The sequence below is a fragment of the Caulobacter sp. Root1472 genome (assembly GCF_001426985.1).
Taxonomy (GTDB): Bacteria; Pseudomonadota; Alphaproteobacteria; order Caulobacterales; family Caulobacteraceae; genus Caulobacter; species Caulobacter rhizosphaerae.
Map to the genome: position 1 here is coordinate 377,802 of NZ_LMFX01000001.1, position 15,097 is coordinate 392,898.

14 protein-coding genes are annotated in these 15,097 nt (G+C 66.5%); 6 read left to right on the forward strand and 8 right to left on the reverse strand.

Annotated elements, in window-relative coordinates:
• Positions 1–31: 31 nt before the first annotated feature.
• Entirely contained in the window at positions 32–2,668 is a 2,637-nt protein-coding gene (locus tag ASD47_RS01515) for a glycoside hydrolase family 2 (protein ID WP_056750568.1), read from the reverse strand.
• Between the two features lie 456 nt (positions 2,669–3,124).
• Here ASD47_RS01515 and ASD47_RS01520 point away from each other — a divergent pair, with 456 nt between their 5' ends.
• Both ASD47_RS01520 and ASD47_RS01525 read left to right on the forward strand, forming a co-directional pair.
• On the forward strand, positions 3,125–3,418 hold the full coding sequence (locus ASD47_RS01520; RefSeq protein WP_056750571.1) for a hypothetical protein: 294 nt from the start codon (positions 3,125–3,127) through the stop codon (positions 3,416–3,418).
• Positions 3,419–3,621: 203 nt separating this feature from the next.
• Entirely contained in the window at positions 3,622–4,368 is a 747-nt protein-coding gene (locus ASD47_RS01525; RefSeq protein ID WP_056750574.1) for an SDR family NAD(P)-dependent oxidoreductase, read from the forward strand.
• Between the two features lie 108 nt (positions 4,369–4,476).
• Here ASD47_RS01525 and ASD47_RS01530 read toward each other — a convergent pair whose 3' ends face one another.
• On the reverse strand, positions 4,477–4,938 hold the full coding sequence (locus ASD47_RS01530; RefSeq protein WP_056750576.1) for a carboxymuconolactone decarboxylase family protein: 462 nt from the start codon (positions 4,936–4,938) through the stop codon (positions 4,477–4,479).
• 81 nt (positions 4,939–5,019) lie between these two features.
• Between ASD47_RS01530 and ASD47_RS01535 the strand changes: the two genes are divergently transcribed.
• Both ASD47_RS01535 and ASD47_RS01540 read left to right on the forward strand, forming a co-directional pair.
• On the forward strand, positions 5,020–5,916 hold the full coding sequence (locus ASD47_RS01535; RefSeq protein WP_056750579.1) for a sigma-70 family RNA polymerase sigma factor: 897 nt from the start codon (positions 5,020–5,022) through the stop codon (positions 5,914–5,916).
• A gap of 103 nt (positions 5,917–6,019) precedes the next feature.
• Positions 6,020–6,697, forward strand: a complete 678-nt coding sequence (locus ASD47_RS01540; protein WP_056750582.1) for a hypothetical protein — start codon at positions 6,020–6,022, stop codon at positions 6,695–6,697.
• A 53-nt stretch (positions 6,698–6,750) separates the two neighbouring features.
• On the opposite strand, the gene ASD47_RS01545 is transcribed toward ASD47_RS01540, so the two are convergent.
• The 3 genes from ASD47_RS01545 to ASD47_RS01555 form a co-directional block, all read right to left on the reverse strand.
• Positions 6,751–7,440 carry a hypothetical protein gene (locus ASD47_RS01545; RefSeq protein ID WP_056750583.1) on the reverse strand — a complete coding sequence of 230 codons (690 nt, stop codon included), beginning with the start codon at positions 7,438–7,440 and terminating at the stop codon, positions 6,751–6,753.
• A gap of 151 nt (positions 7,441–7,591) precedes the next feature.
• Positions 7,592–8,194 carry an NADPH-dependent F420 reductase gene (locus tag ASD47_RS01550; protein WP_056750586.1) on the reverse strand — a complete coding sequence of 201 codons (603 nt, stop codon included), beginning with the start codon at positions 8,192–8,194 and terminating at the stop codon, positions 7,592–7,594.
• A 70-nt stretch (positions 8,195–8,264) separates the two neighbouring features.
• Positions 8,265–8,999, reverse strand: coding sequence for an SDR family NAD(P)-dependent oxidoreductase (locus tag ASD47_RS01555; RefSeq protein WP_056750588.1), 735 nt, complete (start codon positions 8,997–8,999; stop codon positions 8,265–8,267).
• Between the two features lie 90 nt (positions 9,000–9,089).
• Here ASD47_RS01555 and ASD47_RS01560 point away from each other — a divergent pair, with 90 nt between their 5' ends.
• Positions 9,090–10,112 carry a LysR family transcriptional regulator gene (locus ASD47_RS01560; RefSeq protein WP_235525722.1) on the forward strand — a complete coding sequence of 341 codons (1,023 nt, stop codon included), beginning with the start codon at positions 9,090–9,092 and terminating at the stop codon, positions 10,110–10,112.
• Between the two features lie 151 nt (positions 10,113–10,263).
• On the opposite strand, the gene ASD47_RS01565 is transcribed toward ASD47_RS01560, so the two are convergent.
• Positions 10,264–10,899, reverse strand: a complete 636-nt coding sequence (locus tag ASD47_RS01565; protein ID WP_056750594.1) for a carboxymuconolactone decarboxylase family protein — start codon at positions 10,897–10,899, stop codon at positions 10,264–10,266.
• 40 nt (positions 10,900–10,939) lie between these two features.
• Positions 10,940–11,452 (reverse strand): hypothetical protein, encoded by a 513-nt coding sequence (locus ASD47_RS01570; RefSeq protein WP_056750596.1) that lies wholly within the window; start codon positions 11,450–11,452, stop codon positions 10,940–10,942.
• Between the two features lie 236 nt (positions 11,453–11,688).
• On the opposite strand from ASD47_RS01570, the gene ASD47_RS01575 reads away from it, so the two are divergent.
• Positions 11,689–12,495 carry an SDR family NAD(P)-dependent oxidoreductase gene (locus ASD47_RS01575; RefSeq protein WP_200945214.1) on the forward strand — a complete coding sequence of 269 codons (807 nt, stop codon included), beginning with the start codon at positions 11,689–11,691 and terminating at the stop codon, positions 12,493–12,495.
• Between the two features lie 99 nt (positions 12,496–12,594).
• Here the strand turns inward: ASD47_RS01575 and ASD47_RS01580 are convergent, their stop codons facing one another.
• Positions 12,595–14,799, reverse strand: coding sequence for a TonB-dependent receptor (locus tag ASD47_RS01580; RefSeq protein WP_056750597.1), 2,205 nt, complete (start codon positions 14,797–14,799; stop codon positions 12,595–12,597).
• Positions 14,800–15,097 lie beyond the last annotated feature (298 nt).

Sequence of the window (15,097 nt, forward strand, 5' to 3'; positions counted from 1 at the left end):
GGTGCGCTGGAGACCACCGCCCCACGCCCGTTCAGGGGCGAGGCGCGACGTCGACGGACGAGACGATGGCCTTGCCGGTCTTGCCCTTGAAGGTGATCGTCAGACCCGCGTCGGTCGCCTCGACGGGGACGCTGCGCACGACGGTGGCGCGCTCGCCCTTCGCCGCGCCGGCGACGTCAAAATCGCTTAGCGCGACCTTGTCGTTGATCAGCACGTCGAAGACGCGCTCGCCCTTGGCGTAGGTCGGCTCGACGAAGGTCAGGGTGACGGTGTAGCGCCCCCGCGCGGCCGGGATCTGGTAGCGGAAGTCGCCTTCGCGATAGGTGCGCGCCACCGGCCACGGCGCTGCGCCGGGTTCGCCGCCGCCCTGGCCGGTCATGGCCTTGGCCGCTCCGCCGGCGAAGAACGCGTCCGAGCCCATGCGGACCCCGAGGCCGGCCGGGACCAGAAGGGCGCCGCTGTCGATCGTGAAGCGGTCCTTGCCCTCGGGCGCCAGGCGCCAGGTCAGGCGGTCCTCGGTTGGGCCCATCTCGAAATGCCCTTGGGCGACCAGCGTGTTGTCGCCCGAAGCGAGACGAACGCTCTTCCAGACGCAGATCTTCTGCGGGCAGTCGGCCAGCGCGCCCAGGGACCTGCCGTTGAGCACCAGGTCGGTGGACGGGGCGTTGCTGTAGACGCGCACGTCGGTCACCGGATAGGCGCGGTCGACATAGCGGCGGCCGGTGATATGCACCGACGGCTCGGCGCTCCAGTTGGCCTTGTAGAAGTAGAAGGCGTCTTTCTTGACCTGGCGATCGTAGGTCACCAGGCCCTTGGTGTTGATGCTCTCGCCATCGCCCTCGTGACGGTCGCCGGTGGCGAAATCGAAGCTGTTCCACAGCCAGGACGCCCAGAGATAGGGCTTGGAATCCAGGATCGCCCAGTTCTTCTCGTGAACGAAGGCCTGGTATTCCTCGGGCTGGATGCGACCGAACGAGTCGAACGGGCCGCCCAGCGGATCGTCGGTATGCTGGCTGATCGCGCCGCCGGCGCCGTATTCGCTGACCGACAGCGACTTGTCCGGACGCTTCTTGCGCAGGGCGTCCAGCGCGGGTCCCAGCAGTTCCGAGGGGGTGTAGTACCAGCCGAAATAACGGTTGGCGCCGCTGGTGTCGGTGATGGCGGCCACCTCGGGTGCGTTGGGCTGCAGACCCTCGCAGCAGGTGGCCTGGGTGGTGGCTCGGTCGGGATCCTCGGCCTTGGCCAGGGCCTGCAGGTCCTTCAGCAGGGGGATAGGGTCGCGCTGGACGATCTTGGCCGCGCCCATGAATGATGGCGGCGTGCCGCGCAGGTCGACCTCGTTGGCGATGCCCCAGACGCCAACGGAGGCGTGGTTGTAGTTCTGGCGGATCAGCTCCTGCAGCTGCTGCCGCGCGTCGGCGATCAGGCCCGGCGTCGGCTCGATCTGGTCGGCCGCCAGGGTCATGACGCTGACGAACGGGATCTCGTCCCACAGGATCAGGCCGTACTGGTCGGCCAACTCGTGGATAGCCGTCCCGTGCTGGTAATGGGTCAGCCGGATCGTGTTGGCGCCCATCTCTCGGATGATGGCCATGTCCTGAGCGGTGTCGGCCGCGCTGACCGCCCAGCCCTTGCCCTCGCGGTCCTGGTGGTAACCCACGCCGTGCAGGCGCAACGGCTGGCCGTTCAGGATCAGGCCCTTCTCCGGATCGATGCGGATCTGCCGTACGCCGAAGCCCTGGTCCAGGCTGTCGCCGACCTGGCCGCGCGCGTCCTTAATCACCGACTTCAGCCGGTAGAGGTAGGGGTCCTTCACGCCCTGCCACAGGTGGGCGGCGGCCAGGACCAGGTCCTGCGCGACCTCGGTCGACTGGCCGGCGGACAGGGAGACGGGCGTGACGACCTGGGCGGCGACGGCGCCGGACGCGTCGACCAGCTGGGTGGTCAGAACCAGCTTGACGCCACGCTTGGCGTCGTTGCGGAGCTTGGAGCGCACGGCGACCGTGGCCTTGCCGTCGCCGATCGCGGTGGTCCGGGCGTAGACGCCGGAGCCGCCGAAATCGAGCATGTCGAAATGGGCCTTGTCGGTAGCGACCAGGCTGACCCCGCGATAGAGGCCGCCGTGGACGAAGAAGTCGCCGCCCAAGGGCAGGATGTCGGCGGTGGGGCCGCCGGCGACCGGCCGGCTCGCGTCCACCCTGACGACCAGCAGGTTCGGCTGCCCCGGCCGGATCGCCTGGCTGGCGTCCAGGCGGAAGCGCGAGAAGCCGCCGGCGTGGTCGCCCAGGTGGACGCCGTTGAGCCAGACCGACGCCTTGCGGCTGGCGGCGTCGAACTGCAGCCAGGTCGCCTTGTCCTTGATCGCAGCCGGCGCGGTGAAGGCCAGCCGATACCAGCCTACGCCCTGCTTGGCGTTGATCGTGGCCGGTGTGTGCAGATGAGGGCCGTCGGACAGGTAGTAGCCAGCCCGGTTCCAGGTGTGGGGCACGCTGACGGCGGCCCAGGCCTTGTCGTCGAAGCTGGGCGCCTCGGCCCCGGTCAGGGTGTCGTCCTGGGTGAACCGCCAGCCATCCGTCAGCGGGACGGTCAGCCGTTCCGCTGCGGAGGCGAGGCTGCTCGTGGCGGCCAGGGTCAGGGCGAAGGCGCTTGCGGCCAGCTTGATCGTCATGACGTGTTCCACCCCGGCTCTTATGGCTCTTCGCGGCCAAGTATCAGCCGCGCCGTCGCGAAGTCAATAATCGAACGATGATGTTCTATTTTGCACAGCTCCGCGATGCCGGAGGTCGCTTCCATGCGATGATCTCGGTGTTATAACTTCGGAAAGGGCCTCAAAGATCACCGATCTGATCGCCGCGTCATGACTATGCGCGCCGCGCATGTCCGACCGCCCGTCGACGGGAGTGTCGGTTTGAAAATTCAGATGTTGTTATAATACGCAGAAAACAAACGAAATATAGACGGGGGTTTCACCGACTCCCGAGGGGCGAGAAGGGGCGTTACGCCGCGTCGATCGCGGGAGACGGGCGGGCATTGGCTATAATTGAGCGTATGCGTTCGATTTAGGATTGCCTTTAGTCGCGAATGGGACATCCTGAGGCCAACGACCCTTGAGAAGAGGCCGCCCATGCGTCCCATCCGAACCGCTCTGGCCGTCGCGTTGCTGATGGGCGTCGCGGGCGTGGCCGTCGCCGCGCCGCCGCTGAGCACGGCGACCACCACGATCGGCGAGATCCTCGACACCCCGGCCGCCAAGGCCGTGGTCGACCGGCATCTGCCGTCGGTCTTCGCCAACCCTCAGATCCAGATGGCGCGCCCACTGACGCTCAAGGGCTTGCAGCGCTTCGCCAAGAACACCGTCAGCGATAGCGACCTGGCGGCCATCGACAAGGATTTCGCCGCCTTGCCGGCGAAGAAGTAGTTCGGGCGCGGCTTCGCGCCGTCGCCAGGGCGTCCCGCCTCCGTCGCTCCCGCGCGCGGAGACGTTTTCCTCCTGCACTGAGCCGGAGCCCTGACGGGGTCCGGACGGGGCGCTCGCCGATCGAGCGCCCCGTACCTTTTCCTGTTTCGAGCGCCCTAACTCGCGAAGGGCAGGGCGCCTCCTCCTGCCAAAGGGCGCTTCACATGCCGCATTTCAGTTCAAGGTTCGCCGGCAAGACCGTGGTGGTCACGGGGGCGGGATCGGGCATCGGCCGGGCAACCGCCGAACGCCTGGCCGCCGAGGGCGCGCGGGTCGTCGCCAGCGACATCGACCCGGCTCGCCTCGACGCCGTCGAACTGGGCGCCGCCGGCGTGAAAGTCGCCGGCGACATCACTCAGGCCGCCGTGGTCGCGTCGGTGTTCGACGCCTGCGAGGGGCGGCTGGACGGGCTGGCCAATGTCGCGGGCGTCATGGACGGTTTCCTGCCAATCGCCGAGGTCGACGACGAGACCTGGGATCGGGTGCTCGCGGTCAACCTTACGGCGGTGATGCGATGCACCCGGGCGGCGGTGCGGCTGATGGAGCCGGCCGGAGCGGGGTCGATCGTCCAGGTCGCCTCGGAGGCGGGCCTTCGCGGTTCGGCGGGCGGGGTGTCCTACACGGCGGCCAAGCACGCGGTGATCGGCCTTGGCCGCAGCGCCGCCTTCGCCTGCAAGGGGACCGGCGTGCGGGTCAATGTGGTCGCGCCCGGCGGCGTGATCACCGGTATCGACGCCACGCCGCGCTCGGAAAAAGGGTTCCAGTCGGTGATGACCGTGCTGATGGCCGCCGCGCCCGGCCTGGCTGACGCCGGCGACATCGCCGCGGCGATCACCTGGCTTCTCAGCGACGAGGCCAAGAACGTCAGTGGCGCGGTCCTGGCCTCGGACGGCGGATGGTCCTCCATCTGACTTGGGGAATTCGCCCGCAGCTAGCCGACGTTGGATCGGAAGGATCACCTTCCGATCCTTTGTCTGGAGCCTCGGCGCAACGTCAGTTCCGGCGCCGCTCAGGCGCGGTCAGCCCCATTTGACCGAGCCGGCCATCATGCGAACCGACGCGTTCAGGCGGTTCCACACGTTGATCGTCGAGATCGACAGCAGCAACGAGGCCAGTTGGTCCTCGTCGTAGTGGCGAGCGGCCTCGTTCCAGACCTCGTCGGATACGGCGTCGCCCCGGTCGGCGATCCGGGTGACGCTTTCGGCCAAAGCCAGCGCGGCGCGCTCGGCTTCGGTGAAGTAGGGGGTGTCACGCCAGGCGGCGACCGAGAACAGCCGCTCGTCGGTTTCGCCGGCCTTGCGGGCCATCTTGCCGTGCATGTCGACGCAGACGCCGCAGCCGTTGATCTGGCTGACCCGCAGGTGCAGCAACTCATGCACCGCGTGCGGCACGCCGCCTTTCTGGCTGGCTTCGCCCAGGGCCATCAGCGCCTTCATGGCGTCTTGGTTGATGAAGGCGGGGTTGTTCATGCGGGCTTGCATCGTCTTTCTCCGTTTGGTTCGTCACATCGGCCGTGTCTCGACCGTCATCTCTCTGACGGAGCCCAGAAGGGGGATGTGACGATGGACGAGAAAAATTTTCTGGCGGTGCAGTTCGAGGCCAGCCGGGCCCACTTGCAGCGGGTGGCGTTTCGCATGCTGGGCTCTCGCGAAGCGGCAGAGGACGCGGTGCAGGAAGCCTGGTTCAAGGTTAGCCGCGCCGACACGGCCGACGTCGACAACCTCGGCGGCTGGCTGACCACCGTGGTTTCGCGCGTATGCCTGGACATGCTGCGTTCCAGGCGGGCGCGGCGCGAGGACGCGCTGGGGCCGGCCGTCCTGGAGCCGGCGATCGGCGAGGACGATAGCGCCTACCCCGAGCGCGAGACCCTGTTGGCCGATCAGGTCGGCATGGCGCTGATGGTGGTGCTGCAGACGCTGCCGCCGGCGGAACGGGTGGCTTTCGTGCTGCACGACATGTTCGACTTGCCGTTCGACGACATCGCCACGATCGTCGACAGGAGCCCGGAGGCGGCGCGCCAGCTGGCCAGTCGCGCCCGACGCCGCGTCGGTGGTGGGGCAGCCGCAGTCCGGCCCGACATTGAGCGCCAGCGCGTCGTCGTGCAGGCTTTCCTGCGGGCCGCGCGCGGCGGCGACATGCAGGGCTTGTTGGCCGTTCTGGCGCCGGATGTCGTCTTTCACGCTGATGCGGCGGCGCAGAAAAGCGGTTCGCGGCCCGAACTGCGCGGCGCCGAGGCCGTGGCTGCCAACTTCCATGGACGGGCGCAGGCGGCCAGGCCGGCCCTTGTCGACGGCGTACTGGGTCTGGCGGTGGCGATCGACGATGGCCCGGTCTTCGTGGTGCTGCGTCTGTCCCTGAGGAGCGGCCGGATCACCGCCATCGAGGCGGTGGCCGATCCCGAGCGCTTGAGCGGCTTCGAGATCGAAGTGCTCGACGAATTGCCGATCGCCGAGGCGTGAGATCATTGCAACGCCGCCGGTCAATGGTCTCGCCCTGGGTGGGCTGGATGGCTGACCTCGCCTGAGGCATCTTCGTGAAGGCTCTTCATCGACAAGGCAGGCCATGATCTGGGTTTCATCGAAGCCGTTGGCGGGAATTCTCGGTGCGCTCGCCTTGTCCGTCGCGATTCCGTTGACGGCTCACGCGCAGGCGACGTCGCGAACCTGTTCTGGACAAGCCGGAGAGACGCCAGGCCCGGCCTGCCTCGTTGCTCACCAGGACCTTGGGGCGCTGCCCCGGACGCCGCTCTACTGGAACATCTATACCTTCGCTGACGTCCAGGCCGCTGAACGCGCCAAGCCGCAACATGGGGTGGTTGTACAGGCCTTCGGCGAGATTTGGATGTTCGACCTGGGCGCGAAGGGCCGGCAGTTCGAAGGTGGACGTCATCTTGCCGACGTCGGTCCGCTTCCGGTCGAAACCCCACAGGGCGACTTCAGCGCCGAGTACCTGAAATCGACGTTCGCGCCTGGCATGACCGCGCCGGTTCATGTGCATTCCGGCCCCGAGGCCTTCTATGCGATCAGCGGCGGAAGCTGTTTGGAAACGCCTGATGGCGTTCAGGTCGCCCGGGGCGCGGGACATTCGTTGATGGTGCGGCAGGGGCCGCCCATGTTGTTGGTGGCGATCGGTCAGGAGACCCGACAGGGGTTCGCCCTGATCCTGCACGGAGACGGCAGCCCCCCAACGACGCTCACCTCGGCTTGGACGCCCAAGGGCCTGTGTCTGAAAGCGTCATGATGGCCGACCTCCGCCGTGGGTCTGACATCGCGTTCGACGCCTTCGGCTGAAGGTCATCGAGCAGCAGATTGTAGCTCGCCAATGAAAGGCTGGGCGCCTTCCGTATCGACGATCGCCCAGGCGCGCACATAGTCGGGGCCGATGGGGGCGTCTGCGGCCCGCGCCGCATCCGCCATCTCCGGCCGGCCGAGGCGTCGATAGACTTCGCTTTGCAGCGCGATCAGATGCAGGTGATTTCGCGTCACGAGCGATTCCTGCGCGTATTTGCGAAGTAATGCCGAACGTAGGGCGGCCTTATCGCCTGCGCCCAGAATGCCTCGGATGTAGGTGTGCAGGGTTTCGTGAAACAGCGTGTCGACAAACATCTCCGGCCGGTCGACAAAGCGCCCGTTCGTGGCGCGCAGGAACAGTCGCACATTGATCAGCAGGGGCAGGCTCATGCTGGCGAAGCCTGGGCAGACGTGCACGGCCGCGACGGTCTCCCGAAAGCCATAGGGCCGGCCGGTGATCACCTGGGCGGTCTCCAGCAAGCGCGGCCCGCCTTGGGCCCACAGACGTCGAAACTCCTCCAGCCTGGCGACGATCTCTTCGGAGGCGCCTGGCGGCGTTGGCGAGCCCACGGCCTGGCTGCAGACGCGATCAAAGACGGGCGTGTAGTCGATCAGGACTCTGGGTGCGGGACGCGCGGCCGCCGCGCCCGGCAGCAAGACAAGTCCGATCAAAAGGGTCGCGAGACCGCGCATCGACGATGACTCCTGCGCTCGGCAGGGCGCCAATTTACATCAGGCGCGCCCACGCGTGTAGCGCCGCCGAACGGCGGTGGGTCCGTGAGGGATCGCCACCCGGATCGGATCGCGAGATCCGGGCGGCGTGTCCCTGTCGGTGAGATCGTATTCATCCGTCGAACTTGACCAGATCCTTGAAGACCAACTGACCCCAGCTGTTTCCGCGCGCCTGGACCAGCAGCCCGCCTTCCGAAAGGCGGCCGAGCTTGATCGGCGCGAAGCCGAGATCTTCCGCAAGCCCGCCGATTTCAGCCGCGGTGTCGTCGTCATCGCTCGCCAGGAACACGACGCGCCTGCCGCCCTGCACGGCCGGACCCTGGTCAAGAATGGCGGCGATCAGATGGTTGAAGCCCTTGACCAGCCTGGCGTCCGTGAAGGCCTGCGCGATGAACTTGGAAGAAGGCTGCCCTCCCAGGTGCTCGGGGGGCACGCCATAGGCGTTGGTCACATCGACGATGGTCTTCCCCTTCCAACTGGGCAGCGCCTTGGCGACATCCGGGTGCGCTTCGAAACGGACGGCCAAGAAGATGATGTCCGCCTTGACGGCGTCCGTCAGTGTTTTGGGCATGACTGTAGGGCCGATCGCGGCCGCATCGGCCGCGAAGCTTTCCGGGTCCCGCGTGGTCGCGACGGACACTTCGAGGCCCTTGCGGGCGAACGCTCTGGCCAGAGCGTGGCCGATCTTGCCGAAGCCGATAATTGCGTAGCTCATATGTAGTCTCCTTCAGTTTGGACGCCTGGTCGGGCTCCGAACATCGACAGCGCCCGGCCAGGCTAGCGCGTCAGAGTTGCGCCAGGCCGCCGTCGACGGCGACCTCGCTGGCGGTCATGAAGCTGCTGTCGTCGGAGGCGAGGAAGGCGGCCACAGCTGCGATCTCCGCCGGATCGGCCATGCGCTGGAGCTGCGTCATCGCGGCGAAGACCTTCTGGCCCTCGACGCCAAGTGCTTCCTTGGCCAGTTCGGTCGCCGTCGCCCCGGGCGACAGTACGTTGACCCGGATGCCTGTGCCCTTCAGGTCCTCGGCCCAGGTTCGCGCCAGATTACGCACCGCCGCCTTGCTGGCGCTGTAGGCGCTGAACGCCGGAGCGCCCGTCGTGCCGGCGCTCGACCCGGTCAGGATGATCGAACCGCCCTGACCCATCAGCGGCAGCGCCTTCTGGACCGTGAAGATCGTACCCTTCACATTGGTGTCGAAGGTCTCGTTGATGTGCTGGGCGGTGATCTGGCCGAGCGGAAGCGGACCTCCCGTCCCGGCATTGGCGAAGACGATGTCGAGGGTTCCGCGCTCGGCCTTCACCGCCGCGTAGAGTCGATCAAGGTCGGCCTCAGCGGAGACCGAGCCCTTCACCACGCGGGCGTTGGGCCCCAAGTCGGCCATGGCCGCGCCGAGCGCGTCCTGCCGACGGCCGAAAACGAAGACGACGGCGCCCTCGTCGATGAAGCGCTTGGCCGCGGCGAGGCCGATGCCGGTCGCGCCGCCGGTAATTACGGCGGTCTTGCCATTCAGTCTGGTCATGTCGTGCGTCCTTGGTCTCGCCGTCTAAGTCTTTGGCTGTCCGGGGAGGCCCCCCGGGGACGCTCGAAATGGGTTCGCCGGAGCCGGGCGGTGAGTGCGCAGGCGCGCACATCGGTGGTGCGCAAACGATCCGGCTGGACGGTTGAACACCGCGATGATCGCGTGCACTCCAGCAGAGGATTTCGAAAGCCGCACCACGCGGCGCGGGAATGGGCGATGATCGACTGGGATGACGTCCGCTACTTTCTGGCCGCCGCGCATGGCGGCTCCATACGGGCCGCCGCCAAGAGCCTTGGGGTCAACCACGCCACCGTGTTGCGGCGCATCGGCCAACTCGAGGAGAGCCTCGGCGCGCGGATGTTCGAAAGGTTGCCTTCGGGCTACCGCCTGACGGCCGCGGGCGATGAGGTCCTTGAACTCGCCAGCCAGATGGAAGCCTCGTCGCACCAGTTGGAGACGCGTGTCTTTGGGCGCGACCAGAGTGTGCGCGGGCTCCTGCGGGTGACGTTGCCGCCACCCCTGGCGACACACCTGCTGATGCCCGACTTCGCCGATTTCGCGCGTCTGCATCCCGACATCGAGATGGACATCGCCTCGTCCGGCGAACTGGCGAATCTGACCAATCGTGAGGCCGATGTCGCGATCCGCGTCGTCTACGATCGCAAGACTCTGCCGCTCAACCTCCATGGCTTGAAGGGGCCGGAGGTATTCGGTGGCGTGTATATCGCCCATGATCGGCTCGCCGCCTGGCTTTCGGGAGCCTCCGAGCCCACGCGATGGATCGTCATAAGCGCCCATGGCGTTCCCGATTGGGCCAGCCAGGGTGAGGTTCGTGTCGCCAGAGTTCCGTTCAGGGTCACGGACGCGGAGGCCCAGATCGTTGCGGTTCGGCAAGGACTGGGGATCACCACGCTACCGTGCTTTGTTGGAGACGCCGACCCCCTGCTGGTGCGGGTTCCTGGCGCCGACCTGCACATGTACGGCACGCTCTGGCTCCTGACCCAGGGAGAGACTCGTAAGACCAAGCGGGTGCGGCTGTTCACGGAGTTCGTCTCCGAGAGGCTCGCCGCCTATGCGCCGCTTCTTGAGGGACGGTCCGTCGCGCGTGCGTGACGCCCGCCGGCGCCCGCTGAGGTGAGCGCTGGCGGAGGCCTATAGTCCGTGGTTCAGCCGGTCTCGACGTTGAAAGCGACCTCCCAGGAGCCGGCGCCGTTTTGGCCGGGCCGACTATCATCAGGCGAGCGACTCAAGGGGTGCGGCCCCGTCAGCCCATCGGGATCCGATCGTAGCCCTCGCCCCGTTCCTTGACCGCGACGCCGCCTTCCTTGAGCGCCTCGATCGCGGCGTTGAGGTCCGGCGAGTCCCCGTAGACCGGGTCAGTCGGATAGAAGAGCCGCGACGAGGCCTCCTTGCCCGGCTCGACCCCCAGGATGATCGCCACTCGGCTGCCGGTCGTGTAGCAGGACAGCAGCACCAGATCGACGACCTCCAATTCGGAGAAGTGCTGGCGGGCGCCGTTCCAGATCTCGTCCGTCAGCATCTGCGGCGCCGAGGCCAGGGCGTCGGTGATCCGCAGCGCCGCCTTGGTGCGTTCGGGCAGGTCGCTGGTCTCGAACCGCGTCAGCTTGCTGACCATGTCCTCGTCCAGGCCGGCCTGGACGGCGACGGCCTGACGCGCGTTCTTGCAGTATTCGCAGCCCTGGTAGTTGGCGTTGAACAGGCGCACGCACTCATGGAGCACGGGATCCAGCTGCAGCGACCGGGCGCTGGCGATCGGTATGCCGGCCAGGCGGTTCAGCTCCTGCGGAATGGCGATCCGCGCCGCCGGGCTGTTCTGGTCGCCGGCCAGCATGGTGAAGCCCTGGGCGTACTCTTCGGGGATGCGGGGGGTGGTCGCCATCGATCTGGCTCCTGCGTGCTGATGGAGAGGGGCGGGGGCCTCAGGCGGCCAGCTTGGCGATCTCGAAGTCGGGCAGGGTGTCGGGAACCTCGGCCGGCGGGGCCAGCCGGAAGGCGACCGTGCTGCGCTGCAGCTGGTCCATGACGCTTAGCGCCTTGATCAGGTAGATCATCGGTTCGACGCCGATCGCCTCCTCCAGCTTCTTGACGTCGCCGTCGTCGATGCTGCTGGCCTGGATGGCGAACTGCTCGGCGAATTGAAGGCATTGCCGCTCGGCCGGTGAAAACAGCGGCGAGTTGTAGGCGCGCGGGATGGCCGCGATCTTCTCCTCGGTCAGGCCCGCATCGAGGGCCGGCCGGTAACGCAGGGCCAGGGAGAAGGCGCTGGTGAAGACCGTGGCCATATGCAATCGGCAAAGCTCAAGGATCACGGGGTCGACCCGGGCGATCGACCGGGCGTGATCGGCCATGAATTCCTTGTAGAAATGAGGCCGCAGGCCCCAGACCTGGTCCAGCTCGGTTTTGCCCGCGGCGGGGCGCTCAACTCTTGACATGGTTTCCTCACCCGGGCGTTGGCCGCCGTCGTCGCGCCGGCCTTGTCGCGTTTTCTATTTCAGAGCCGTGGTTCTGATGAAGAAGACGAAAAGGACTTAACGTTGTCAAGTAGGCCGGACCGCCATCGCGAATGAGATATGTGCGCGAAATCCACTTCCCAGGATCGACAAAGCTCATACGAATTCTTTCCAGCGCGGAAAGCGCGCCTGAAATGGCAAAAAAAATGGAGGAACGCATGCGAGGTCTCGAAGGCAAGGTGGCGATCGTCACCGGCGGCGCGTCGGGGATCGGCGAGGCGACCTGTCGGCGCTTCGCCCAGGAAGGCGCCAAGGTGGTGATCGGCGACATCGACGGCGGCCGCGCCGAGGCCTTGGCCAAGGAGCTCGGCGACGCCGCCCTGGCCGTCAGGTTCGATGCCGGCGATGTGGCCTCGGTCGAGGCGCTGGTCGCGGCGGCCGTCGACCGGTTCGGCCGGCTCGACGTGCTGTTCAACAACGCGGCCCTGATGTCTCCGGACGTCATCAAGCTGGACACCGACCCCGTCGGCATCGACTTCGCGGTCTGGGACCGGACGATGGCGGTCAATGCGCGCGGCTATCTGGCGGGCTGCAAATACGCCATTCCGCATATGCTGAAGGCGGGCGGCGGGTCGATCCTGATGACCACCTCGGGATCAGGCCTGCTGGGCGATGTTTCCAACATCGCCTACGGCGCGTCCAAGGCCGCGGTGGCGAGCCTGATGCGCTACGTCGCGACGATCTACGGAAAGCAGGGCATCCGCTGCAACGCCATCTGCCCGGGCCTGATCCGGACCGAGGGCGGCAAGAAGAACGTGCATGGCGCCATGGTCGGGGTCATGGAGCGCAATACCCTAACTCCCCGCCTCGGCCTCCCCGAGGACATCGCCGCCATGGCGGTGTTCCTGAGTTCCGACGACGCCGCCTTCATCACCGGCCAGAATATCGAGGTCGACGGCGGAATGCTGATGCACATGCCCTATTACAGCGACATCATGAGCGGCGACATCGCCTGGGACAGCTGACGCAGGAGCGGACCGTTCCAGGCGGACCGGTTCGAAAAGGCGACACGAAAAACGCCTCCGACCGCAGGGTCGGAGGCGTCGTCGTATAAGCGCCAAGGCTTACCAGCTGTAGCGCAGCTCGAAGCCGAACACCCGGGGATCGCCGACGGTGGCGGAGTTGAAGCCCAGCGACGGGTACAGGATCACGCCATAGGTCAGATATTTCTCCGCCAAGGCGTTCTGGACGTAGAGCGAGGCCCCGATATTGGACCCGCCGATGTGGTCCCAGTCGGCCTTGATGTTGAGCAGGCCATAGCCGGCCTGCTTCTGCGAGGCGTCCGGACCGAAGGCGGGGCCCTGGGTCGTGTCGGTGAAATAGACCTCGCTCTGGTGATAGTAGTCGGCGCCCAGGCGGATCTCGCCGACGGACGCGGGGACGGGCAGGGTGTAGTGGGCGCCGATCGTGAACTGCTTTTCGGGCACCTGGGCCAGGCGGTTGGACGTGAAGTCGCCGCTGGCGGTCACGAAGCTCTTGTACTTCGGCTTGATCACTGACAGCGAGGCCGACAGGCTGAGGCCGGAGACCGGGACCAGGATCACCTCGATCTCGCCACCCGGAATCTTGGCGCCGGCGGCGTTGACGACGGCGATGTTGGACGGATTGTCCACCGCCACGAAGCGCTGGATCTTGCTGTAGTCCTGGTAGTAGGCCGCCGCATTGGTCCGCAGGCTGGCGCCGCCAAGCTGCCAGTCCTTCTTGAAGCCGAGCTCGAAATCCTGGACGATTTCCGGATCGAAGCGCCGGTTGGACTGCACGGTCTGGATGTCGGGCGCGTAGCCGCCGGCCCGATAGCCTCGACGGGTCGCCGCGTAGAGCAGCGTGTCCGTGTCGAGCTGGAAGTTCAGGCTGGCGGTATAGGTTGGCTCGTTGAACTTGGCGTGGTCGTCGAAGCTGCAGGCGCCCACGGACAGGGGGACGCCGTTGTCCGTCAGGGTGCAGGCGCCGCTGTTGTGGTCGATGCCGTCGATGAACACGTCGCGGCGGTCCTGGGTGTAGCGCGCGCCCAGGGTCAGGGAGAGGCGGTCGTCGATGGCTGGCAGCTGCGCCGTGCCCTGGACGAAGGCCGCATAGCTGCGGCTGCGGGTGTGGGAGACCACGTCGGTCAGGGGGAAGCCGAGGAAGCTGGCGCCCGAGCCATGCTCGATCTTCTGGTCGAAGAAATAGAGCCCGGCCACCCATTTCAGGTTTCCGTCCCAGGCCTTGCCCTGGAGCTGCATTTCCTCGGAGAGCTCCGTGCCGTCGTCCGGCACAGAGGCGGTCAGCAGGGGCAGGGCGAAGCCGCTGAAATCCTGGAAATATTTGCGATCGAAGTCGCGGTAGCTGACGATGTTCTTAAGCAGCAGATTGTCGTTGATGTTCCAGGTCGCCGTGTCGGCCACTTGGTACATCTTCAGGTCTACATTGGATTGCACGTCCGAGCGGGTAGACCAAAAGTTGTCGCGGTACTGGCTTTGCAATTGCGCGAAGGCGGCCGTCGAACTTGGGAGCAGGAAGGCGCCGAAGCCCGCGGGATTGAAGCTCGTGGCGTGGAAGGCCGCCCCGTTGGATTTGAAGCGCGTGTAGCTGTAGAGCAGGTAGTTCTCGAAGGTGTCGGTTGGCCGCCATAGCGCCGAAAGCCGGGCGCTGAACTCGCGATCGTCGTCGAGGCGGCCGCCCTTGTTCGGCGGCGTATTCAGGGCGTACTGGGTCGCCGGCAGCGGCGCTTCATTGTCGACATAGCCGTCGCGGTCGATCCAGTTCACGGCGGCGCGCACCGAGAGCGACTTGCTGAGCGGCGCGTTGAGGACGGCCGTGCCGTACAGGCCCTGGCCGCCGTCGAACGCCCGGGCGCCGGCGGTGACCGAGCCTTCGAACGTGTCGGTGGGACGCTTGGGCGCGATCAGGATGGCGCCGCCCGTCGTGCTCTGGCCGAACAGCGTGCCTTGCGGCCCTTTGAGGACCTGCAGCGAGTCCAGATCATAGAACTGCTGGTTGACGCCGACCGGATAGCTCAGGGCCACTTCGGAGAAATAGATCCCGACCGAGGGGTCCTGCCCCGGAACCACCTGGGCGTTACGCTGCCCGCGGATGCCGACGACCAGCTTGTCGGGCGAGTTGAACCCTTCGATCTTCAGGGCGGGGACATAGCTGTTGAGGTCGACGGCGTTGAAGATCGGCCGTTCCGCCAGGGCCTTGGCGCTGAGGGCGGTGACGGCCACCGGCACTTCCTGAAGCCGTTCGGAGATCCGGCGGGCGGTGACGACCACGTCTTCCAAGGTCGACACGCCCGTATCCGGTGCTGGCGCTGGCGGAGTCGGGGATGGAGCCGCCTGGGCGAAACCAGCGTCCGGTCGGGCGGCGACGGCGAGGGCAAGCAAACTGACGGCGCAGAGCAGCCCCGTGGACCTGGTCATTGTTTTCTTCCCTAGATTTTTTAACGTTGTTAAGTGAAGGACGGGCGTCTTGCCGCTCGTCGTCAATCGCTGGGAGCTTGGGATCGCGTATGCGAAATCAGCGCCACGCTGGGTTCAACCTCAGGCTTGTGGGTCGAAATGACGCCAAATCCGGCCAAGCGGCCGGTCG